Raw genomic sequence first — 19,268 nt, 5'->3', positions numbered from 1 at the left:
CCGGAACCCCGGCGGTCATCGCCACGGAAACCGTCACGACGGGAACCCTCACGCGCGTCATCGCGACGGAAGGACCCGCCCGAAGACCCACGCGCGTCGTCACGACGGAACCCGCCACGGTCATCCCGCGAACCCCGACGGTCACCACGGAACTCCCCGCCGGAACCCCGGCGGTCATCGCCACGGAAACCGTCACGACGGGAACCCTCACGCGCGTCATCGCGACGGAAGGACCCGCCCGAAGACCCACGCGCATCATCACGACGGAACCCACCACGGTCATCCCGCGAACCCCGACGGTCACCACGGAACTCCCCGCCGGAACTCCGACGGTCATCGCCGCGGAAACCGCCACCGCGGGAACCCCCGCGCGCGTCGTCCCCACGGTAGGACCCGCCCGAGGACCCACGCGCGTCATCACGACGGAACGAACCGCCCGAAGACCCGCGCGCGTCATCACGACGGAATCCGCCACGGTCGTCCCGCGAACCCCGACGGTCGCTGCGGATACCCCCGCCGGAACCCCGGCGGTCATCCCCGCGGTTACCGCCACCGCGGGAACCCCCGCGCGCGTCATCCCCACGGTAGGACCCGCCCGAGGAACCGCGCGCGTCGTCGCGGCGGGAGCCGCCGCTGAAGTCGTCTCTGCCGGAACCCCGGCGCTCGTCTCGCTGGGAACCGTCACGGGAGTCGTCGCGGCGCGTACGGCCGCGCGAATCGTCCGAGCGGAAGGCGGGACGCCCGCCGCGGCCGGAGCCGCCGGCGCGTCCTCGACCGCGTCCATCACCGGACGGGGTGCTTCGCCTGTTGATCACTTCGTCGTCTCCTCGATGTTCTCCACGTCGTCGGGGAGGAACGGCGCGAGCTCGGGAAGCTCACTGACGTCGTTCAGTCCCAGACGCTCAAGGAAGTATGAGCTTGTCCGGTAGAGCACGGCTTGGCTCTCCGGGTCGGTGCCGGCCTCCTCGACCAGCCCCCTCGCGACCAGCGTCCGCATGACGCCGTCGCTGCTGACGCCGCGCACCGCGGCCACCCGCGCCCGGCTCACCGGCTGCCGGTAGGCCACGACCGCGAGCGTCTCAAGCGCGGCCTGGGTCAGCCTCGCCTGCTGGCCGTCACGGACGAACCGCTCCACGAGCGGCGCGTACGCGGGGCGCGAATAGTATCGCCACCCTCCCGCGACCTGCCTCAGATCGAAACCCCGCGCGGAGGCTTCGTATTCCGCTGAGAGCTCACGCAGTGCCGCCGTCACCTCGTGGGTGGGCCGCTCCAGCACCTGGGCCAGGGTGACCTCCCGTACGGGCTCGTCGACGACCATGAGGATGGCCTCCAGCGCCGGCTTGAGCTCGGGACCCGGCGCCTCGTGCGGAGGTGTCTCGGTGACGGGCTCCTCGAAACGGGCGTCCTCAGGCTCTTCCTGCGGATCGACACGTTCGGGGGCCTCCGCGGCGTCCTGGAGGTCCTCGGGAGAGGACGGGATCAGGGAGCCGGGGAGGGTCATCCAGGCGGGCAGGTCCTTGCGCGGGCGGGAGTCGTCAGCCATCTGCGGGTTTCTCCGGGCTCTCCTCGTAGTCGTCTCCCACCGAGACGTCGCCGTCGTCGGTGCCCGTCCACGTGACGTGCAGGTCGCCGAGTGGCTCGACCTGCTCGAAGCTGACCGCGGACTCCCGGAACAGCTCCAGGACGGCCAGGAAGCGGGCGATGACCTCGTAGGTGCCCTCGCAGTCGGCGACCAGGGCCCTGAAAGTGGCTCTGCGCATGCGGCGCAGGCGCTCCACCAGAATAGCGGCCTGCTCGCGCACATTGGCGAGCGGTTGGTAGATGTGGCCGACGCCGACGGTCGGCGGGAGCTTGGGGGTGAAGGCGCGGGCGGCGATGCGGGCCAGCTCCTCGGGGCCGATGCCGAGCACCAGCTCCGGCAGCAGGCCGGCGAACTGCGGCTCCATGGGGACGCTGCGCGGGAAGCGGAGCGCCTCGTCGGCCATCCGCCCGGCGAAGATCTTGGCGACCTCCTTGTAGGCCTTGTACTGCAGGAGGCGGGCGAACAGCAGGTCGCGGGCCTCCAGCAGGGCGAGGTCCTCCTCGTCCTCGACCTCGCCCGACGGCAGCAGCCGGGCCGCCTTGAGGTCGAGCAGGGTGGCCGCGACCAGCAGGAAGTGGCTGGTCTGGTCGAGATCCCACTCGGGGCCGCGGGAGCGGATGTAGGAGATGAACTCGTCGGTCACCTGCGAGAGGGAGACCTCGGTGATGTCGAGCTTGTGCTTGGAGATCAGCCCGAGCAGCAGGTCGAAGGGCCCTTCGAAGACGTCCAGGTGGACCTGGAAGCCCTGGGGCTCGGCCTGCTGCTCTGTCACCTCGCCATTGTGGCAGGCTGCGGCCAGCGCGAGAGCACTTCCCGGGCCAGCTCGCGGTAGGCGTTGGCGCCGAGCGAGGACGGGTCGAAGGTGGTGATCGGCTCGCCGGCCACCGTGGCGTCGGGGAAGCGCACCGTACGGTTGATCACGGTGTGGAAGACCTTGTCGCCGAAGGCCTCCACGACGCGGGCGAGCACCTCGCGGCCGTGGAGCGTGCGCGCGTCGTACATGGTGGCGAGCAGGCCCTCGATCTCGAGGTCCTCGTTGAGCCGCTCCTGCACCTTGGTGATGGTGTCCATGAGCAGGGCGACGCCGCGCAGCGCGAAGAACTCGCACTCCAGCGGCACCATGACGCCGTGCGCGCAGGTGAGGGCGTTGATGGTGAGCAGGCCCAGCGACGGCTGGCAGTCGATGAGGCAGACGTCGTAGTGCGGCAGCAGCGGCTTGATGACGCGGCCGAGCACCTGCTCGCGGGCCACCTCGGTGACGAGCTGGACCTCGGCGGCGGACAGGTCGATGTTGCTGGGCAGCAGGTCGAGGCCCTCGACGCCGGTCTCCAGCAGCACGTCCTCGGCGCTGACGTTGCGCTCCATCAGCAGGTTGTAGACCGTGAGGTCGAGCTGGAGCGGGTTGATGCCGAGGCCGACGGAGAGCGCGCCCTGCGGGTCGAAGTCGACGAGCAGCACTTTGAGGCCGCATTCGACGAGGGCGGCGCCGAGGTTGATGGTGGTGGTGGTCTTGCCGACCCCGCCCTTCTGGTTGACCATGGCGACCACGCGGGCCGGGCCGTGGACGTCGCGCGGCACCGGCTCCGGGAACACCGGGCGGGGCCGCTGCGTGGGGCCCAGGTTGACGCCCTTGGAAGGCGCGTTGGTCTTGGTGTCACCCCAGGGGTTGTCGGGGGTCCCCGGGGTCGAACCGTTGGTCTTCACAGTCACCAGCTCGAACCTCCCTGACGATCCCGAACCGGACCGTCCGGACGGACACTATGGCGTCACCACTTAACGCGGCAAGGCGGCACGCCGGAGTGCCGCACGACCCAAAAGACTATAGATCACTGACGGGCGCGGGGATGCGCCGCCGCGTACACCTCTCTGAGTTTGTCGACCGTGACCAGCGTGTAGACCTGGGTGGTCGTCACGGAGGCGTGGCCGAGCAACTCCTGCACCACCCTAACGTCGGCGCCGCCGTCGAGGAGGTGTGTTGCGAACGAATGGCGGAGAACATGGGGAGATATCCCGGCCAGCCCGGCCCGTTCGGCGGCGGCCTGCAGGACCTCCCACGCGCCCTGGCGGGTGAGCCGCCCGCCGCGGGCGTTGAGGAACACGGCGGGAGTGCCGCGGCCGTGGGCCAGCAGACCGGGCCTGGCCCGTACGAGGTAGGCGTCGAGCGCGGCGCGGGCGTAGCGGCCGAGCGGGACCACGCGGGTGCGGCCGCCCTTGCCGCAGAGCCGCACCTGGTCGTCCTCCAGGTCGTCGACGGCCAGGCCGACGGCCTCGGAGATGCGGGCGCCGGTGCCGTAGAGGACCTCCAGCAGGGCGCGGTTGCGCAGGGTGAGCGGCGCGCCGTCGGGGCCCGAGGCGGCGATGAGCCGCTCGACCTGGTCGACGGAGACGGCCTTGGGAAGCCTGCGGAGCTGGCGTGGCGGGCGCACCTGATGGGCGGGGTCGTGCACGGTGACGCCCTCGCGCAGCGCGAAGCGGTGCAGGCCACGCACGGCGGACACGGCGCGTGCGGCCGAGCTGGCCACGAGCGCCGGGTGCTCGCCGTCGCCCTCGCGCAGCGCGGCGAGGAAGGCGCGTACGTCGGACTCCGCCACCTGGTCGAGCTCGGCCCGGCCGCGCGAGCGCAGGTGCTCGGCGTAACGGCGCAGGTCGCGCCGGTAGGAGGCGAGCGTGTTGGCGGCCAGGCCGCGCTCCACCGCGAGGTGGGCGAGGTAGCTGGACAGCACCGCCTCCACGGGAATGGTCCTTTCCTTCATGCCTCCGGAGCGTCCGCCGGGCGCAGGCCGGCGAACCCGTCGGCCGCGGCCGCATATGCGGCGAGAATACCGGCCACGGCCGCAGAATTGTGGATCATCCCCGCGAGCACGCGGCGCACGGCGTCGTCGAGCGGCACCCATTCGACCGGCATGCCGATCTCCTCGTGGCGGTGCTCGAAGTGGTTCTCCTCGTCGGGGATCTTCTCCAGGCCGCGGGCCAGGAAGACGCGGATGCGCTCGTCGGAGCAGCCGGGCGAGGTGAGGATGTCGACGAGGGTGTGCCAGGTGGCGGCGCGGTAGCCGGCCTCCTCGGCCAGCTCGCGGGCGGCGCCCTCGACCAGCGGCTCGCCCTCGACGTCGCGGATCCCGGCGGGCAGCTCCCACAGCAGCCGCCGGGCCGGGTGGCGGTACTGCCTGATGAGCAGCACCCGCCGGTCGTCGTCGAGCGCGAGCACCCCGACCGAGCCGGGGTGGCGGACGTAGTCGCGGTCGGCGGTCTCGTCGCGCGGCATCCGCACGGTGTCGGTGACCACGTCGATCACGTAGCCCTCGAACCGCTTCCTGGTCTCGACGACCTCCCAGGACTCGGGCGTGTCTTGGATCATGTCCGCACCCGCTTCCGCCCCTCGCCGGTCACCCGAGCCGATCTTCACTTGGCCACCTTAGCCGCCACCCTGCTGTCGGCGTAGGCGAGCGAGGCGCCGATGAGCCCCTTGAACATCGGGTTGGCGCGGGTGGGCCGGGAGCGGAACTCGGGGTGGGCCTGGGTGCCGATGAAGAACGGGTGCACGTCGGCGGGCAGCTCGGTGTACTCGACCAGGCGGCCGTCGGGCGACACGCCGGAGAACACCAGGCCGACCTTCTCCAGCCGCTCGCGGTAGGCGTTGTTGACCTCGTAGCGGTGGCGGTGGCGCTCGGCGGCCTTGGCCTTGCCGTAGAGCTGGCGGGCGAGGGTGCCCTCGCCGAGCTTGGCGGTGTAGCTGCCGAGCCGCATGGTGCCGCCCATGTCGCGCTCGCCGGCGACGACGTCCTCCTGGTCGGCCATGGTGGAGATGACGGGGTGCTTGGTGTCGGGGTCGAACTCGGCGGAGTTCGCGTCCTCCAGGCCGGCCATGTCGCGGGCGGCCTCGATGACCATGCCCTGCATGCCGAGGCAGATGCCGAGCAGCGGGATCTTGTTCTCCCGGGCGTGGCGGATGGCGCCGATCTTGCCCTCGATGCCGCGCACGCCGAAGCCGCCCGGGATGAGCACGCCGTCGACGCCGTCGAGCTCGCGCTCGGCGCCTTCGGGGGTCTCGCAGTCGTCGCTCTTGACCCAGCGGATGTTGACCCTGGCGTCGTTGGCGAACCCGCCCGCGCGCAGCGCCTCGGTGACCGACAGGTAGGCGTCGGGCAGGTCGATGTACTTGCCGACCAGCGCGATCGTGACCTCCTTGGCCGGCCGGTGCACGCGGCGCAGGAGCTGGTCCCACTCCTTCCAGTCGACGTCGCGGAAGGGCAGGCCGAGGCGGCGCACCACGTACGCGTCGAGCCCCTCGGAGTGCAGGACGCGCGGGATGTCGTAGATGGAGGCGGCGTCGACGCAGCTGACCACGGCGTCCTCGTCCACGTCGCACATCAGGCTGATCTTGCGCTTGATCGCGACCTGGACGGGCCGGTCGGAGCGGAGCACGATGGCGTCGGGCTGGATGCCTATGCTGCGCAGCGCGGCCACGCTGTGCTGGGTGGGCTTGGTCTTGAGCTCGCCCGACGGGCCGATGTAGGGCAGCAGGGAGACGTGCAGGAAGAACACGTTGTCGCGGCCCACCTCGTGGCGGATCTGCCGCACGGCCTCCAGGAACGGCAGCGACTCGATGTCGCCGACGGTGCCGCCCACCTCGGTGATGACCACGTCGACGTCGGGGCCGGCCATGCCCCGGATGCGGTCCTTGATCTCGTTGGTGATGTGCGGGATGACCTGGACGGTGTCGCCGAGGTACTCGCCGCGCCGCTCCTTGGCGATGACGTTGGAGTAGACCTGGCCGGTGGTCACGTTGGCCGAGCCGTGCAGGTCGGTGTCGAGGAAGCGCTCGTAGTGGCCGACGTCGAGGTCGGTCTCGGCGCCGTCGTCGGTGACGAAGACCTCGCCGTGCTGGAACGGGTTCATCGTCCCTGGGTCGACGTTGAGGTAGGGGTCGAGCTTCTGCATCGTGACCCGGAGTCCGCGGCCCTTGAGCAGGCGGCCGAGGCTGGAGGCGGTGAGCCCCTTGCCGAGACTGGAGGCGACGCCGCCGGTGACGAACAGATGCTTGGTTTGCGTGGCGCTGCGCAAGGAGGCTCCCGTGGCTAGGTGTGGCTAGTGTCCACGGGCTCTCAGGATATCAAACAACGCCCCTCACATGCCCGAACGGTATGACCAAGCGGTAACTTTGGTCTTTATGTCACTTGTACGGCGGGCGATCGGCACGCTGATCCACCGTGCCTACGCGGCGGTCCGGGAGGCCGGCGCGATCACCCCGCGCACTCCCGCCGGCTACCGGTTCCGCCATCTGGGCGAGGGAGCGAAGATCGCCTTCCCCCCGGGGGCGATCTTCGGCGAGGAATGGATCGAGATCGGCGACCACACGCTGATCGGCGAGCGCGTGTCGCTGTCGTGCGGCATGTGGCCGGGCGCCGACCTGGGCCCGGACTCGATCCTGCGGATCGGCGAGAGCTGCTCGATCGGCCGCGGCACGCACGTGGTCGCGCATCAGTCGATCGACATCGGTGACGACGTCTTCACCGGCCCGTACGTCTACATCACCGACCAGAACCACGTCTACGACGACCCCGACGTGCCGATCGGCCGGCAGTGGCCGCGCAACAACCCGGTCTCGATCGGGTCGGGCTCATGGCTGGGCGCGGGCGCGATCGTGCTGCCCGGCACCCGGCTGGGGCGGCAGTGCGTGGTGGCGGGCGGCGCGGTGGTGCGCGGCGAGTTCCCCGACCACAGCGTGGTGGCGGGGGTGCCGGCCAAGCTCGTGCGGGCGTACGACGCGGACTTAGGCTGGCACGCGCCGGGCGTCTCGCCGCTGGCCGCTTCCTGACCATCTGGACCGAACATGCTTCTGGCGGTTAGCGTCGGTGCATGCGGACCGCCATCAGCGAGCGTCTAGGCATCGAGTTCCCGCTGTTCGCCTTCAGCCACTGCCGTGACGTGGTGGCGGCGGTGACGAACGCGGGCGGGTTCGGTGTGCTGGGCGCGATCGCGTACACCCCCGAACAGCTCGACGTGGAGCTCACCTGGATCGACGAGCAGGTGGGCGGCAGGCCGTACGGCGTGGACGTGCTCGTCCCCGGCAAGGTGGACGCCGCCGCCCTCGGCGGCGTGCGGGTCGCCGAGCTGATCCCCGAGCGGCACCGCGACTTCGTCACGCACCTGATGGCCAAGTACGGCGTGGGCGGGCCCGGGCAGCAGCCGGTGGGCGCGGCGGCCGACGAGTTCGCCCGGCGGGTGTCGGCGGCGGGCGCGACCGGGCTGATCGACGTGGCGCTCAAGCACCCGATCGGGCTGATCGCCTCCGCGCTGGGCCCGCCGCCGCCGGAGATGGTGGCGCGGGCGCGCGCGGCGGGGGTGCCGGTGGCGGCGCTGGTCGGCACCGTGGAGCACGCGCGCCGGCAGGTGGCCGCGGGCGCGGACGTCATCGTCGCGCAGGGCACCGAGGCGGGCGGCCACACCGGCGAGATCTCCACCCTGGTGCTGACGCCGCAGGTGGTGGACGCGGTCGCGCCGGTGCCGGTGCTGGCCGCCGGCGGCATCGCCTCGGGCCGCCAGATGGCGGCGGCGATGGCGCTCGGCGCGCAGGGCGTCTGGTGCGGCTCGGTCTGGCTGACCACGGAGGAGGCGGAGACGCCCCAGGCGGTCAAGCGCAAGTTCCTGGCGGCCTCGTCGCTGGACACGGTCCGGTCCCGCTCGCGTACCGGCAAGCCGGCCCGCCAGCTCGCCAACGCGTGGACCGAGGAGTGGGACCACGGCCAGGAGAGCCCGGGCCCGCTGGGCATGCCGCTGCAGATGCTGGTGGCCGAGCACGCGATGGCCCGCATCACGGCGGCGGCCGAGCGGGGCGAGCCGGGCGCGCTGGAGCTGGCCGGCTACTTCGTCGGCCAGGTGGTGGGGCAGCTCAACCAGGTGAAGCCGGCCCGCGAGGTGGTGTACGAGATGATCAGCGAGTTCGGCGAGGCGCTGGATCGGCTCAACCGGCTGGCGGAGTGACGCTTCACCCGCTTTGGCGCTCAGCCCCCGAAGCGTGTCAATATGCGGTGTGGTCGGGACACCGCCTGAGCTGGAGCGGGGCACCGGCGTGCCCGCGCACGTGCAGATCGAACGGTGGCTGCTCGACTCGATAGACCGGGGCGAGCTGGCGCCGGGTGACCGGCTGCCCGGGGAGCGGGAGCTGGCCGGGCGGCTCGGAGTGAGCCGGATGACGCTCCGGCAGGCCCTGGCGCGGCTGGAGTCCGACGGGGTGCTGATCAGGGTGCCCGGCCGGGCGGGCGGGGCGTTCGTGGCCGAGCCGCGCGTCGAGTGCGACCTGACGGGGCTGGCCGGGTTCACCGAGCAGATGCGCCGCGCTCACCTGCGGGCCGAGGCGCGCGTCCTGGTGGCGCGCACGGTGCCCGCGCCGGCCCCGGTGGCCGCCGCGCTGGAGCTCGCGGCGGGCGAGCCGGTGCACGAGGTGGCGCGGGTGCGCTCGGCGGGCCGCTCGCCGGTCGCGCTGGAGCGCTCGTTCTTCCCCGCGCTGCCCGGCTTCCTGGAGGAGGACCTGACGAGGTCGCTGTACGCGCTGCTGGCCGAGCGCTACGACCTGGCGCCGCGCACCGCGCTGGAGCACCTCGACCCGGTGGTCGCGGGCCCGGCGGAGGCGGCGGAGCTCGGCATCGAGCCGGGCGCGCCGCTCATGCGGATCGAGCGCACCGCCTACGCCGGCGACGGCACGCCTGTCGAGCACGCCCGCGACCTGTTCCGGCCGGACCGGGTGCGGATCTCGGTGCGGTCCGGGGTCAGCGGACCCGCTCCCCCGCCGGGTCCCACAGCGGCTCCTTGACGACGGTGCCGGGCACCCACGTGCCCTCCACCTCGATCTCGACCTTGGTGCCCGGTTCGGCCTCCAGGTAGGCGTAGGCGATGGAGGACCCGACGGTGTAGCCGTAGCCGCCGGAGGTGACGCGGGCGGCCACCTCGCCGTCGACGCGCACCGGCTCGTTGCCGAGCGCGACGGCGCGCGGGTCGCCGAGCGTGACGCAGCGCAGCCTGCGCTTCGGCCGCGGGTCGAGGGCCTCCCGGCCGAGGAACTCCTTGTCCATCTTGACGCAGAAACCGAGCCCGGCCTCGTACGGGGTGGTCTCGGGGCCGATGTCGGCGCCCCACACCCGGTAGCCCTTCTCCAGGCGCAGGCTGTCGATGGCCTTGTAGCCGCCGGCGACCATGCCGTGCGGCTCGCCGGCCCGCCACAGCGTCTCCCACAGGGCGAGCCCGTACTCGCTGGAGCAGTAGAGCTCCCAGCCCAGCTCGCCGACGAACGTCACCCGCAGCGCCAGCACCGGCACGTCGCCCACGGTCAGCTCGCGCGAGGTCATGAACGGGAAGCCGAGCGGGTCGGGGGTGAGCGTGCCGAGGATGTCGCGGGCGCGCGGCCCCCACAGCGCGAAGCAGGCGTACTGGCCGGTCACGTCGGCGATCCGCACGTCGGCGCCGCGCAGCCGGGCCTGCTTGCGCAGCCAGCCGAGGTCGTGCGAGCCGAACGCGGTGCCGGTGACGATGAGGAACTCCCGCTCGCCGCGCCGGGTGACGGTGAAGTCGCACTCGATCCCGCCGCGCCGGTTGAGCGCCTGCGTGTACGTGACCGCGCCGATCGCGCGGGCCACCCGGTTGTCGCAGACCCACTCCAGCAGCGCGGCGGCGTCCGGGCCGGTCACCTCGATCTTGGCGAACGAGCTCTCGTCGAACAGGCCGGCGGCCTCGCGCGTGGCGCGGTGCTCGGCGCCGATGGCGGGCGACCAGTTGCGCCCCGCCCAGCCGCGCGGCCGCTCGTCGCCGTCGCCGGCGTCGCTCCCGTAGTGGTTGACCCGCTCCCAGCCGGACTTCTCGCCGAACACGGCACCGTGGCCGCGGTGCCAGGAGTACGCGGGAGAGACCCGCAGCGGCCGGCCCGCCCGCCGCTCGTCGCCCGGGTAGCGGATGTCGTAGTAGGTCTCGTAGTTCTCCACCGCGCGGGCGAGCGTGTAGGACGGCGAGCGGTACTGGGCGCCGAACCGGCGGACGTCCATGTGCCACAGGTCCATGGACGGCTCGCCCTCGACGATCCACTCGGCCATCACCTTGCCGATGCCGCCCGCCCCCGCGATGCCGTGCGCGCAGAACCCGGCCGCCACATAGAACCCGCCGACCTCGGTCTCGCCCAGGATGAACTCGTTGTCCGGGGTGAACGCCTCCGGCCCGTTGATCAGCTTGCGGATGCCGACGTCGGCCATGGCGGGCACGCGGAGCCGGGAGTTGTCGAAGATCTCCTCCAGCCGCGGCCAGTCCTCGGGCAGCAGCCGGCCGTTGAAGTCCGCGGGTATCGCGTCGTGGGAGGCGGCCGTGGCCGTCCAGGGGGCGCACTCGCGCTCGTACCCGCCCATGACCAGCCCGCTGACCTCCTGCCGGTAGTAGACGAGCAGGTCGGGGTCGCGCAGCGTGGGGAGGTCGCGGTGCTCGTGGAAGCCGTCGGTGACCACGTACTGGTGCGACATCGGCACGATCGGCACGCGCACGCCCGCCATGCGGCCGATCTCGGCCGCGAACATGCCGCCGCAGTTGACGACGACCTCGCAAGCGATGTCGCCCTGGTCGGTGCGCACCCCGGTCACGCGCCCGTCCGTGACGTCCAGGCCGAGCACCCTGGTGCGGGTACGGACGCGCGCCCCGCCCTCCCTGGCCCTGGCCGCCAGCGCGTAGCACAGCCGGGAGGGGTCGATCTGGCCGTCGGTGGGCAGGTAGGCGGCGCCGACCACGCCCTCGGTGCTCATCAGCGGGAACAGCTCGGCCGCCTCGGCGACGGAGATCTCCTCCAGCGGCAGGCCGAACGTGCGCGCCCAGCCGATCTGGCGGCGGATCTCGGCCATCCGCTCGGGGGTGGAGGCCAGCTTGATGCCGCCGCACTCGGTCCAGCCCGCGTCCAGTGTCCGGTAGAGCTCCACGGAGTACTGGTTCATCCTGGTCAGCGTGGGGTCGGCGCGGAGCTGGCCGACCAGGCCCGCCGAGTGGAAGGTCGAGCCGCTGGTGAGCTCGTCCCGGTCCAGCAGGATCACGTCCCGCTCGCCGAGCAGGGTCAGATGGTAGGCGACGGAGGCGCCGCCGACGCCACCTCCGATGATCACGATGCGCGCGGAGTCGCTCATGCGGCGAGGCTAACCTTCGGTGACTCTAAAGGTCTAGACCGTTTAATGCGCGTCGGCTTAGCATCGACCATGGCCGTGCTCGAGATCCTCGACCGCATCCCCCTCCTGTCCGGCGTGCCGCGTTCCGTGGAGGAGCTGCCCGGCGGGCTCACCAACCGCAACTTCAAGGTGACGACCGACGGCGGGACGTTCGTGGTGCGGGTGTTCGGCGGCGACGGCTCGCTGCTGTTCATCGACAGGGACGCCGAGCACCTGGCGACGCTGGCCGCCGCCGAGGCGGGGGTGGGCGCTCCGGTGCACGCCTATCTGCCGGGTGAGGGGCTGGTCGTGGGCTACATCCCCGGGCGCACGTTCACCGAGGCCGACGTGCGCGACCCGGCGAACCTGCCCCGGCTGGCCGAGACGTGCCGGCGGCTGCACGCGGGGCCGCGCTTTCCCCGCGAGTTCGACATGTTCGACGTGCAGCGGCGGTATCTCGGGATCGTGCGGGAGCGCGGGTTCCGGCTGCCGGCGCGGTATCTGGAGTTCATGCCCCAGGTCGCTCAAATCCAGAAATGTCTGGAAGTGCGGCGGGAAGCGACGGTTCCGTGTAACAACGACCTGCTGGCCGGCAACATCATCGACGACGGGCAGCGCCTCTGGCTGATCGACTACGAGTACGCGGGCAACAACGACCCCTGCTTCGAGCTGGGCAACCTGTGGAGCGAGTCGGACCTCTCGCCCGGCCAGCTGGAGGAGCTGGTGACCGCCTACTACGGCCGCCGCCTGCGCCACAAGATCGCGCGCGCCCGGCTGCTGGGGCTGATGGCGAAGTACGGCTGGACGCTGTGGGCGTCGATCCAGGACGGCGCGGACCAGCCGATCGACTTCGACTTCTGGTCGTGGGGGATGGAGAAGTACGAGCGGGCGGTGGCCGAGTTCACCGGCGCGGAGCTTCCGTCCCTCATGGACGAGGCGGCGCGGGCAGACTAGAACCATGTTCGCCACTCTGACCGGACTCGGCCTGTCGACCGCCGCCGGGCTGAACGCCTACATCCCCCTGCTGGTCGTGGGCGTGCTCGCCAACGTCACCGACGCGGTGAAGCTGCCCGACGGGTACGCCTGGCTGTCGAACTGGGGCGTGCTCGGGGTGATCGCGGTGCTGCTGGCCGCCGAGTTCGTGCTGGACAAGGTGCCGGCCGTCGACACGGTGAACGACGTGATCCAGACGGCGGTCCGGCCGGCGTCCGGCGGCGTGGTGTTCAGCGCCACCACCGCGGCGGCCGAGCTGGACAGCTCGGCCTGGATGGCGGAGAACCCGTGGCTCGGCTGGGTGCTGGGCATCGTCATGGCGCTGGCCGTGCACCTGCTGAAGACCGCGGCCCGGCCGGTGGTCAACGCCACCACGGCGGGCGCCGGCGCCCCGGTGGCCAGCGTCGCCGAAGACAGCGGCGCCCTGGGCCTGAGCCTGGTGGCGGTGTTCGCGCCGGTCCTGGTGATCCTCGCCCTGATCCTGCTGGCGCTGATCGCCTGGTGGGTGATCAGGAAGATCCGCCGCCGGCGCGCCCGCCGGAACCGGATCTGACCGGTAGCGCGGCACCGGTCGCCGCGTCAACACCTGCCAGGCGGATGTGGCGCGCCCGCTTCGTTCCGTACCGTCGGGTTCCGCGTCCGCCCCACGGCGGCCCGCCGGCCGTGCGGGCGCTCAGTGGCCCCCGCCCCGCGCCCGCATGACGAGAGGCCCGGCAGCGTTCACCCCGCTGCCGGGCCTTTCCCATCGCCGCGGGGGCACTATCCTCGAAACCAAGAGCCCCACACAGGAGGTGTCCCCGATCGGCGAGCTCCTCATGATCGTGCTGGTCATCCTGGCGTTCCTGCTGCTGATCGCCGGGGTCGGCGTCTACGTGCTGGTCAAGGTCGGCAAGAAGGCAGCGGTCAAGGCCCGGGAGGCCACCACCCGGCTGACCACGCACGTCAACGCCATGGGCGCCGGCGACGCCGCCGAGGTCGAGCGCCTCCGCCTCGACCTGCGCCGCGAGGTCTCGCTGACCCGCCAGGCGGTCGAGCAGGCCCAGCGCCAGGGCTGGGGCCTGGGTGACCTGCCCCGCCTGCTGTCCGACCTGACGGCCCAGGCCGACGTGCACGACGGCCAGCTCGGCATGTACGCGCAGCAGGCCCGCGTCTCGCGCTACGTCGACCACGCCACGCTGGGCACGCTGCGCGAGCACCAGGCGAAGCTGACGGCCATGTGCGCCCGCATCCGCGCCGATCTCCTCAGCGACCAGGTGCAACACTCGGCCACCGGCCTGGAGGACCTGCGCACCCGCACCGACCTGGAGATCGAGGCCCGCCGCCCGGCCCCCGACCCCCTCCAGGAGATCGACGACCTCTACCGCAGGACCATGCAGGACCGCAAAGAGCAGCCCTGACATCACCCACTGTGACATCATGATTCCGAAGGGTCACATCTCCGAGGAGGCGTCGTCATGACCACAGCCTTTCCGGAATGGTTCTACCCCGGCCCTCCGGGCGGCTGGACCGCCGACATGCTCGATCACCTCCCCCCCGACGCGCCCCCGCACGTCGAACTGATCGATGGTGGGCTCATCATGATGTCGCCCCAGACAATGTTCCACATGCTTGTTCTCAGGCTGCTGGAAAGGGAGCTCCGCCCGCCCGACCACCTCGTCGTCATCCGGGAGATGACCGTGACCCTGGGCCTGCGCCAGCGCCCCGAGCCGGACATCATGCTGGTGAAGACCGCTGCCGCCCAGCAGATCGGCCTCACCACTTTCAAGCCGGCAGACGTTCATCTGGTCGTCGAGGTGGTCTCCGAGGAGTCCCGCGACAGAGACCGCACCACCAAGCCGAGCAAATACGCGAGCGCGGGCATCAAACACTTCTGGCGCGTCGAGCTGGAGGACGACCGCCCCGTCGCCTACACCTTCGAGCTGGAGCCCGCCGTCAAGGCCTATCTGCCCACCGGCATCCATCGCGGCCGGCTGCGCACCGACATCGGCTTCCCCGTCGACGTCGATCTCGACCTGGACAAGGTCAGGCGCTGAGGCGGCCCCGCTAACTCCACTCCTGATAGATGAAGGCCGCGTACTCCTCGGCCGATCCGCCCTTGTTGAGAACGGCCCGGGCCGCCTGCGCCTGCTCGATGGTCGGCAGATGTCCTTCCAGCAGGATCGGCAGCGACAGCCGCCGCGCCAGCAACTCCTTCTCGGAGATCCCGTACGGCCGCCGCACCACCGACACGTTCACCCGCAGCGCATGCTCGTTCCCCGGCACCACCCCCGGCCGATCCACCTCGACCGCCGCGTACCGGTAACCATGCGCCCGATCACACGTGGCGCACCCGGCGCGCCCTCGGCTGAGCGCTCCCCCGCACTCCCCGCAGACCAGCCGGTCATAGGCGGCGTCGACCACCCGCCAGAGATGCCGGTCGAGCTCGTCGATCACCATCTCGGCGACCCCCCGCTCCTCCTCAGCGGAGAGCCCTCCGAACTCCCCCCGCAGAAACTCCCGCCACCCCTCCTCGACGAGCTCGTCCACCACCCGGGCGCACTTCACACACCCCGGCGCCCCGGCCGGCTCCCACAACCCGCACCCCGCACACCGCCGCATCCCCGCACCCTAGCCGTTCCTCGGCAGCCGCCTCCTCGCAGTTTCCCGGGCCACTCGCCGGGCGATCCTCCAGAAGCTTCGGGTGCCCATGCCGGCTCGCGATGCGCCAGATTGGATCCATGAAGCCGCTCATCGCCGAAGAGCTCCTCCTGCTGGCCCTCCGCCCCGACGGCGTGGTCTCGGTCAACCAGGAGATGCTGGACTACACGCTGAGCGCCGCCGTGCTCGCCGAACTCGTCGTCACGGACAGACTCGCCCTGGAGAACGGCCACCTGCACGTACGCGACCCCGAGCCCACCGGCAACCCCGAACTGGACGAGACACTCCACCACCTGACAGCCCACAGCGGCCCACCCCCGGCCTTCACCGACTGGTGGGTCTCGATGTACACACCCGAGCGCCGCACCCGATTACTGGCCGCGCTCGTACACCAAGGCCTGATCACCGCAGAAACCCGCCGCTACCTGCGCATCTTCAAAGAGGAGGTCTACCCCGAGACCAGCCCGGCGCCAAGAGCGGCACTCCACGACCGCTTGAGAGCCGTGCTGACCGGAGCCGAGCCCGACGCCCGCGTCTCGGCACTCGTCTCCCTGGCCCACGCGGGCAAGCTCCTCCCCAAGAACCTGCCGAAACCGGAACGCCGACGCGCCCAGGAGATGGCAGCCCAGAACCCCCTGGGCACTCTGGTCGCGCAATCCTTCGACCAGGCCGCCAAGGAGAGCATCGGCAGGATCGCAGGCGGCACGGCCACCTGACCAGACGGAGATCGGGGACGGCCCACGTCGCAGCGAACGGCGGGGCCCCAGCAACCGACCCGAGCGGCTGGCCACCGTCGGTCACCCACCGCATCCCCGCCGACGTCAAGGGTGAGGCACCACTCATCGAGCCGACCCGCAGATGCCCCGAGGACCAATCCGCCATAGCCCACCTGACCGGCGGAACGAAGCCGCTGGCGGACAAGCTGACGGTGACCCTGCGCCCCCGCCCCGGCCCGTCCATCACCCTGCGCTCCCCCCGGCTGGGGGTCGAGACCACGACCCCCGCCTCGGAGCCCCGCGCCATCACCGGAGGACGCGAACAACGCGTGATCGACGTAAGCGACCCAGACACCTACCACGCCGGCGCCGTCACCGTGGACGTCCTGGCCACCGCAGCCTCCGCGAGCCGACGGTGGCGGCGATCGTGTCCTTCAGGCACACGGCCTGGCTCTGACTCCTCCCGCTGGCGCTCCTCGGCGTGGCCTGGGCGGCGGCCCGCCGCCGACTCGACTCCCTGAAATTCGGCGAACCGGCAGGCGCTCCTCCCCGCACCGCCAAGAAGCAACGCGCCGACCGCCGCAAAAAACGCCGCGGCTGACCGTACCGGAGCCCGGAAAGCTACGACGACCAGCGCTCACATGGCCCGGAAAGCGAAGCTTCAGCTACGGCGGGCACCCGAGCACCGGGTGAGCCAAAGCTTCAGCATCGGCGGCAAAGCAGCCGCATAAGCGGCAAAGCACCACTACGGCGCGAGTCCGGACGGACGGAGAGGGGCAAGCGGAGGTGGGCGGGCGACCCGGCCGAGTTAAGACCGTGCCAGGTACCCCCGCGCCCGGCCACGCCGAAGGCGAAGACCACCAGACCCCAGGCAATCGCGCGAGGCCGGGTCGCCCGCCCACCGCAGCGGCACAAAGACCAGGACACCCCCGCAACACAAGGACCGAAAAGCCCACAGAGGCGACACAAAAGCCGAAACGCCCACGACGGCGACACATAGGCCGAAAAGCTCACAGAAGCGGCACAAAAGCGGAACCACTCACCACAGCGACACAAAGGCCGAGAGTCAGCGAACCCCAGCCTCACGCATGTCCCGAAGCTCCCGCTTGAGCTCCTTGATCTCGTCACGAAGCCGAGCCGCCACCTCGAACTGCAGGTCGGCAGCCGCCTGATGCATCTGCTCGGTCAACGAGTCGATCAACGACTCCATCTGCGCCCGAGGCATCTCCCCCGCGATCGCCTTGGCATGCTGCCCCGCCTTGGCGGCGAACCCCGGCACCGGGGCCTTGCCCCGCGACTGGGACCGCCCACCCCCCATGAGCTGCCGGGTGTCGGCGTCCTCCCGCTGCAACGAGTCGAGGATGTCGGCGATCTTCTTGCGCAACGGCTGCGGGTCGATGCCGTTGGCCTTGTTGTAGGCGACCTGCTTGGCTCGCCGCCGGTTGGTCTCGTCGATGGCCCGCTCCATCGACGGCGTGACCTTGTCGGCGTACATGTGAACCTGCCCGGACACGTTACGCGCCGCCCGCCCGATCGTCTGGATGAGGGACGTCTCGGACCGCAGGAAGCCCTCCTTGTCGGCGTCGAGGATGGCGACCAGCGACACCTCGGGCAGGTCGAGCCCCTCGCGCAGGAGGTTGATGCCGACGAGCACGTCGAACTCGCCGCTGCGCAGCTCCCGCAGCAGCTCGATGCGGCGCAGCGTGTCGACCTCGCTGTGGAGGTAGCGGACCCGGATGCCGAGCTCCAGCAGGTAGTCGGTCAGGTCTTCGGCCATCTTCTTGGTCAGCGTGGTCACGAGCACCCGCTCGTCACGCTCGGCCCGCTCGCGGATCTCGTGCACCAGGTCGTCGATCTGCCCCTTGGTCGGCTTGACCACGACCTCGGGGTCGACCAGCCCGGTGGGCCGGATGACCTGCTCGACGACGTCGCCCTTGACCCGGCCCAGCTCGTAGGGCCCGGGGGTGGCGGACAGGTAGACGGTCTGCCCGATGCGCTCCAGGAACTCCTCCCACTTCAGCGGCCGGTTGTCGAGCGCGGACGGCAGCCGGAAGCCGTGGTCGACGAGGGTGCGCTTGCGGGAGGCGTCGCCTTCGTACATGGCGCCGATCTGCGGCACGGTCTGGTGGGACTCGTCGAGCACCAGCAGGAAGTCTTCGGGGAAGTAGTCGAGCAGCGTGTTGGGCGCGCTGCCGGCCTCGCGGGCGTCCATGTGGCGCGAGTAGTTCTCGATGCCGGAGCAGGTGCCGATCTGGCGCATCATCTCGATGTCGTAGGTGGTGCGCATGCGCAGCCGCTGCGCCTCCAGCAGCTTGCCCTGCCGCTCCAGCTCGGCGAGCCGGTCGGCCAGCTCGGCCTCGATGCCGGCGACGGCGGCGGACATCCGCTCCTCGCCCGCCACGTAGTGGGAGGCGGGGAAGATGTAGAGCTCGTCGTCCTCGGTGATGACCTCGCCGGTGAGCGGGTGCATGGTGGACAGCTTCTCGATCTCGTCGCCGAACATCTCGATGCGGACGGCGAGCTCTTCGTACTTGGGGATGATCTCGATGGTGTCACCGCGGACCCGGAACGTGCCGCGGGTGAAGGCGAGGTCGTTGCGGGTGTACTGCATGTCGACGAGGCGGCGCAGCAGCCGGTCGCGGTCGATGTCCATGCCGACGCGCAGCCGGGTCATGCGGTCGACGTACTCCTGCGGCGTGCCGAGGCCGTAGATGCAGGACACGGAGGCGACCACGACGGTGTCGCGGCGGGTCAGCAGCGAGTTGGTGGCCGAGTGGCGCAGCCGCTCGACCTCGTCGTTGATCGAGGAGTCCTTCTCGATGTAGGTGTCGCTCTGCGGGACGTAGGCCTCGGGCTGGTAGTAGTCGTAGTAGGAGACGAAGTATTCGACCGCGTTGTTGGGCAGCATCTCGCGCAGCTCGTTGGCGAACTGGGCGGCGAGCGTCTTGTTGGGCTGCATGACCAGGGTGGGCCGCTGCAGGCGCTCGATGAGCCACGCGATGGTGGCGGTCTTGCCGGTGCCGGTGGCGCCGAGCAGCACGCTGTCCTTGGCCCCGGCCTTGACGCGGCGCTCCAGCTCGGCGATGGCCGTCGGCTGGTCGCCCGAGGGAGTCATCTCGGTGACGACCTCGAACGGCGCCACCTTCCGCTGCAAATCTGTGACCGGACGCATAC

18 protein-coding genes are annotated in these 19,268 nt (G+C 71.1%); 8 read left to right on the top strand and 10 right to left on the bottom strand.

From position 1 onward, the window contains the following. The 7 genes from ACZ6YG_RS06300 to ACZ6YG_RS06270 all read right to left on the bottom strand — a co-directional run. Positions 1–304 (bottom strand): hypothetical protein (locus ACZ6YG_RS06300; RefSeq protein WP_466017357.1); only part of this gene is annotated, 304 nt, incomplete at its 3' end. Positions 305–811: 507 nt separating this feature from the next. Next, positions 812–1,543 (bottom strand): SMC-Scp complex subunit ScpB, encoded by a 732-nt coding sequence (gene scpB / locus ACZ6YG_RS06295; RefSeq protein ID WP_466017356.1) that lies wholly within the window; start codon positions 1,541–1,543, stop codon positions 812–814. Continuing rightward, positions 1,536–2,354 carry a segregation and condensation protein A gene (locus ACZ6YG_RS06290; protein ID WP_219550938.1) on the bottom strand — a complete coding sequence of 273 codons (819 nt, stop codon included), beginning with the start codon at positions 2,352–2,354 and terminating at the stop codon, positions 1,536–1,538. Before ACZ6YG_RS06290 ends, scpB begins: the two co-directional genes overlap by 8 nt. Then, positions 2,351–3,292 (bottom strand): ParA family protein, encoded by a 942-nt coding sequence (locus tag ACZ6YG_RS06285; RefSeq protein ID WP_148032582.1) that lies wholly within the window; start codon positions 3,290–3,292, stop codon positions 2,351–2,353. The genes ACZ6YG_RS06290 and ACZ6YG_RS06285 overlap by 4 nt, the downstream gene beginning before the upstream one ends. Positions 3,293–3,408: 116 nt before the next feature. Then, positions 3,409–4,335, bottom strand: coding sequence for a site-specific tyrosine recombinase XerD (locus ACZ6YG_RS06280; RefSeq protein WP_148032583.1), 927 nt, complete (start codon positions 4,333–4,335; stop codon positions 3,409–3,411). Continuing rightward, positions 4,332–4,940, bottom strand: coding sequence for an NUDIX domain-containing protein (locus ACZ6YG_RS06275; RefSeq protein WP_148032584.1), 609 nt, complete (start codon positions 4,938–4,940; stop codon positions 4,332–4,334). Before ACZ6YG_RS06275 ends, ACZ6YG_RS06280 begins: the two co-directional genes overlap by 4 nt. Before the next feature lie 44 nt (positions 4,941–4,984). Further along, on the bottom strand, positions 4,985–6,646 hold the full coding sequence (locus ACZ6YG_RS06270; RefSeq protein ID WP_148032585.1) for a CTP synthase: 1,662 nt from the start codon (positions 6,644–6,646) through the stop codon (positions 4,985–4,987). 106 nt (positions 6,647–6,752) lie between these two features. Between ACZ6YG_RS06270 and ACZ6YG_RS06265 the strand changes: the two genes are divergently transcribed. From ACZ6YG_RS06265 to ACZ6YG_RS06255, 3 genes are read left to right on the top strand one after another with little or no spacing between them, the layout of a single operon-like run. Next, positions 6,753–7,400, top strand: a complete 648-nt coding sequence (locus ACZ6YG_RS06265) for an acyltransferase (protein ID WP_219550934.1) — start codon at positions 6,753–6,755, stop codon at positions 7,398–7,400. A gap of 41 nt (positions 7,401–7,441) precedes the next feature. Then, positions 7,442–8,566 (top strand): nitronate monooxygenase, encoded by a 1,125-nt coding sequence (locus tag ACZ6YG_RS06260; protein ID WP_466017355.1) that lies wholly within the window; start codon positions 7,442–7,444, stop codon positions 8,564–8,566. A gap of 49 nt (positions 8,567–8,615) precedes the next feature. After that, positions 8,616–9,395, top strand: a complete 780-nt coding sequence (locus tag ACZ6YG_RS06255) for a GntR family transcriptional regulator (protein ID WP_345483078.1) — start codon at positions 8,616–8,618, stop codon at positions 9,393–9,395. Here ACZ6YG_RS06255 and ACZ6YG_RS06250 read toward each other — a convergent pair. Then, positions 9,352–11,730 carry a GcvT family protein gene (locus ACZ6YG_RS06250; protein ID WP_466017354.1) on the bottom strand — a complete coding sequence of 793 codons (2,379 nt, stop codon included), beginning with the start codon at positions 11,728–11,730 and terminating at the stop codon, positions 9,352–9,354. The genes ACZ6YG_RS06255 and ACZ6YG_RS06250 overlap by 44 nt on opposite strands. Positions 11,731–11,799: 69 nt before the next feature. On the opposite strand from ACZ6YG_RS06250, the gene ACZ6YG_RS06245 reads away from it, so the two are divergent. From ACZ6YG_RS06245 to ACZ6YG_RS06230, 4 genes are all read left to right on the top strand, one after another. Continuing rightward, positions 11,800–12,702, top strand: coding sequence for a choline/ethanolamine kinase family protein (locus tag ACZ6YG_RS06245; RefSeq protein WP_148032590.1), 903 nt, complete (start codon positions 11,800–11,802; stop codon positions 12,700–12,702). A gap of 4 nt (positions 12,703–12,706) precedes the next feature. After that, on the top strand, positions 12,707–13,294 hold the full coding sequence (locus ACZ6YG_RS06240) for a DUF4126 domain-containing protein (protein ID WP_397197100.1): 588 nt from the start codon (positions 12,707–12,709) through the stop codon (positions 13,292–13,294). Between the two features lie 238 nt (positions 13,295–13,532). Then, positions 13,533–14,138: a hypothetical protein gene (locus tag ACZ6YG_RS06235; protein ID WP_148032592.1), complete on the top strand. Its 606-nt coding sequence runs from the start codon at positions 13,533–13,535 to the stop codon at positions 14,136–14,138. 57 nt (positions 14,139–14,195) lie between these two features. Next, on the top strand, positions 14,196–14,774 hold the full coding sequence (locus tag ACZ6YG_RS06230) for a Uma2 family endonuclease (RefSeq protein WP_466017353.1): 579 nt from the start codon (positions 14,196–14,198) through the stop codon (positions 14,772–14,774). A 10-nt stretch (positions 14,775–14,784) separates the two neighbouring features. Here ACZ6YG_RS06230 and ACZ6YG_RS06225 read toward each other — a convergent pair whose 3' ends face one another. Next, positions 14,785–15,270, bottom strand: a complete 486-nt coding sequence (locus ACZ6YG_RS06225; RefSeq protein ID WP_466017352.1) for a hypothetical protein — start codon at positions 15,268–15,270, stop codon at positions 14,785–14,787. Positions 15,271–15,458: 188 nt separating this feature from the next. On the opposite strand from ACZ6YG_RS06225, the gene ACZ6YG_RS06220 reads away from it, so the two are divergent. Beyond that, entirely contained in the window at positions 15,459–16,094 is a 636-nt protein-coding gene (locus tag ACZ6YG_RS06220; RefSeq protein ID WP_466017351.1) for a GOLPH3/VPS74 family protein, read from the top strand. Between the two features lie 1,066 nt (positions 16,095–17,160). Here the strand turns inward: ACZ6YG_RS06220 and uvrB are convergent. Then, positions 17,161–19,266: an excinuclease ABC subunit UvrB gene (uvrB, locus tag ACZ6YG_RS06215; protein ID WP_148032596.1), complete on the bottom strand. Its 2,106-nt coding sequence runs from the start codon at positions 19,264–19,266 to the stop codon at positions 17,161–17,163. Positions 19,267–19,268 lie beyond the last annotated feature (2 nt).

The organism is Nonomuraea sp. NPDC054003 (assembly GCF_055585125.1).
Note: the sequence above shows the minus strand (reverse complement) of the source record. Positions and strands in the feature narration are given on the sequence as shown.